We start from the raw sequence: 3282 nt of genomic DNA, 5'->3' as shown, positions 1-3282 counted from the left end.
CTTGAGCAGGCACGGGAGGCGACCGGATCACAGGGCCAAAAAGAGACGGGCGGTTTGGAGGGAGAGCAGTTGCTCCCGTGGCAGCCGTTTTCTCTTGAGCGATTCAAACAGTTCGTTGGACCCGAGTTTAATCCCGATCAGCTCAAAATCACTCTCTTTAATCAGTCGTCTTCTATCTGGTATCTGGTTTTGCAGATGGCGGCTGGTTTTCTGGGAGGGATTTTGCTCAATGTTATGCCATGCGTGCTTCCCGTTATTGGCCTCAAGTTGTTTGCCTTCATGCAGCAGGCCGGGGAAAGTCGCTGGAAGGCATTCTGGCTGAATGTTTGGTACAGCATCGGTTTGTTGAGTGTGTTTGCCCTCCTCGCCGGGCTGGCGATCACTCTTCAGTTCGGATGGGGCCATCTGTTCCGTTTGGCGGGCTTTAACGTAATCATGGCGGCGGTAGTCTTTGCCATGGCGCTCGCGTTTCTGGGGATTTGGACGATTCCGATTCCCGGTTTTGTTGGTTCGGGACGAGCGGCCGAGCTTGCCGAAAAAGAGGGAGTATTGGGGGCATTCTTCAAGGGTGTGTTCACGACGTTTTTGGCGACGCCCTGTACCGGTCCCTTTATGGGATCGGCGCTGGCGTGGGCCTTCACCCAACCGCCGCTGACGGTCTTTCTCGTTTTTATGAGTGTGGGGCTTGGCATGGCGAGTCCCTATCTGGTCGTTGGCTTGTTCCCGGAGCTCATCCGGTTTCTGCCAAAGCCCGGTCCGTGGATGGAGGTCTTCGAACGGATCATGGGATTTGTGCTCCTGGGGACGGTCTTGTTCATTCTGACTTTTCTGGACTGGCCTTACATTGTGCCCACTGTGGGCCTGCTCTTCGCAATCTGGGCTGCATGCTGGTGGGTCGAGCGTGCGGCCATGACGGGCATTACTTTGCGAAAGGTTCGGGCCTGGGTCGGCGCGGTGGGATTTGTCGCCCTGGCGTGGCTGCTTCTGTTTCCTGGGATTCCGGTTAAGGAGCGGAGAATTGGTGGGTTGCTGCGGGTCATGGAAGACCGTTTTCGCGAAAGAGTCCAGGAGCTTGCTCTGCGGGAATCGGGCCCGCAGTTGCAGAATTCGTTAGTAGCCAATCCACCGAACGGTAGCAGCCCGGGAAAAAGCGGCGGATTTACTGTGCTCGTTGATTGCACGGCGGACTGGTGTTTAACCTGCAAGACGCTGGAAGCGACAGTTCTCAATTCCCGACCGGTGCGCGAGGCTCTCCGCGAGAACCGCGTGGTCCTGCTCAAGGCAGATTGGACCCACGAAGCCCCGGAGGTGACTCAGTTCCTCAAGTGGCTGGGCTTTCAGCAGGTGCCAGTGATCGCGATTTTCCCGGCTGATCGACCGAACGAACCGATTATCTTCACCGGCTGGTACACGCAGAGAGACATCCTACGGGCACTTCAGGAGGCTGGACCGTCACGCAACACCTTGTTGCCTGGTGGGGGACTCGCTGGTTGATACTCGGCCGCGGCTCTCACTGGATCTCAGTTTCCGGCGGGGAATGCCGTTGCGAGTTCGAGTTCCCGGGTGACTCCGAGACTGAAGCCAACTCGCCAGCCACGCCTGCCTGTTCGGTGTGACATTGCTGGAGTAAAGAAAGATATTTTTTCCGGTAATCCCATGCAATCCAGGAAACAAAGCACATGCCGGCAGTTGTCGTTGCCGTGGCGGCCACGAGAAGAAACGCCCAGCGGGCATCGATCGTGGTAGCTGCCCTCGCGCTTTGACTTGCCGCCGTGTGAGCCTTATTTTCCTGCGATGAGACGGATTCAGTGGGTTCTTGGGCGGATTGATCTGGCGGGGAGGCATCGGCCCCGTCCGGCGGTTGGCTTTTAGCGGGACCGGCACTCGGACGGGAGCCATCATCTGCTTGGCTATTCTCACCGTTTGGACTTTCATTCTCGGTCGGCATGAGAGCCACAGCAGACTGTGCGGTGGCAATCGGGCCTGGGAGTGAACTCGGCGGGGTGGCTCTCGGGCCGGGGCTTGCACCTGGCGGACGATCGGCGTGGGCCGCCGAGGGAAGTTCCTGGGAGCTCGACAACGGTGCGGCTTCGGGAAGTTTGCGAGGTAGGGGACCGCTGCCCACAACGACCCGATATGTCGTGATGGGTGGCAGATTCGGCGGCACATCACTGGCAGCAAGGATATCGCCGGGGCGAAGGTTTTGCAGTTCTTCGGGCGATATCTGAATGATGTACTCGATGCCACCATCCCCGGAAGGTTGCCAGCCGACGTCCACGCCGCAGCAGAATAGTACGAGCAGAGACGCACCGTACATCATGGGATTGAAGCAACTCCTTGCGAATGCGGGTGAACTTTTACTCTTGCATTTGACCGAGCAGGGCCCCAGGTGTCCAGCGGCTTATTCAATGGTGCTTCGCCAGGGGACACTTAAAATTCAATCCGAAACACTCTGATTCGTCTCATCCATTCTGGCGGACATTGTCGGGAGAGGCAATCTCAGCGTAGGAAAAAGGGAAACCTACGCAGTACGCCCGGTCCGCTGACGCAGGCGGGACGCGGGCTAGCCAAGATGAGATTCACGAACAGAACTTAACCTGTTTACCGCCCGTGTCTTGGTATGACATCGGCCAGCGCCGCGGCGCTTGTGAACACCCGGCGTGCGTGATAAATTGGCGGCGGCATTAGGGTGCCGGACATTGGAAAAGCTGGTGGTCCGTTTTGAAGAAGGGAGGGAACCATGTCTGATGCTCGCCATGGCAAGATGACAAAGTCTCGACGAGAATTCCTAGTCCAAAGCGGTGCCCTGCTGTCGGCCGTTTCGCTGGTAAAGGGCGGTCTTATCTATGGATACCATGTGGGTGAGAATAACACCATTCAATTGGCCCTGGTGGGCTGTGGCGGCCGGGGAACTGGGGCTGTGGGAGATGCTTTCTCGACAACGGGAGGCCCGGTGAAGCTGGTGGCGATGGCGGATCTGTTTACAGATCGTTTGGAAGGAAGCCTGCAGAACCTTCAAAGTAAATTCCCCGATAAAGTGGATGTTCCACCGGAGCGTCGGTTTCTTGGATTTGACGCCTATCGGCATGCGATTGATTGCCTCCGTCCGGGTGATGTTGTCATTCTTGCGACGCACGCAGCGTTTCGACCGGTTCACTTTGAATACGCGGTGCAAAAAGGGGTCAACGTCTTCATGGAAAAGTCGTTTGGCGTGGACGCCCCTGCCACTCGCCGCCTGATGAAGGCTGCGGAAGAATCTGAGAAGAAGAATCTCAAGGTGGG

At 57.3% G+C, this 3282-nt stretch carries 2 protein-coding genes and 1 pseudogene; 2 read left to right on the top strand and 1 reads right to left on the bottom strand.

The window, feature by feature from the left end:
* Positions 1 to 1494, top strand: a 1494-nt coding sequence (locus tag H5U08_RS13565; protein WP_297034074.1) for a thioredoxin family protein, incomplete at its 5' end; no start/stop codon positions are given.
* Between the two features lie 16 nt (positions 1495 to 1510).
* On the opposite strand, the gene H5U08_RS13560 is transcribed toward H5U08_RS13565, so the two are convergent.
* A complete protein-coding gene (locus H5U08_RS13560; protein WP_297034072.1) occupies positions 1511 to 2320 on the bottom strand; it encodes a hypothetical protein in 810 nt (269 codons plus the stop codon).
* A 420-nt stretch (positions 2321 to 2740) separates the two neighbouring features.
* On the opposite strand from H5U08_RS13560, the pseudogene H5U08_RS13555 reads away from it, so the two are divergent.
* Positions 2741 to 3282: pseudogene (locus H5U08_RS13555) on the top strand (gfo/Idh/MocA family oxidoreductase); the annotation flags it as partial.

Origin of the sequence: Thermogutta sp. (genome assembly GCF_014359955.1) — a bacterium.
Lineage (GTDB): Bacteria > Planctomycetota > Planctomycetia > Pirellulales > Thermoguttaceae > Thermogutta.
This window is presented reverse-complemented; position numbering and strand designations above follow the sequence as displayed.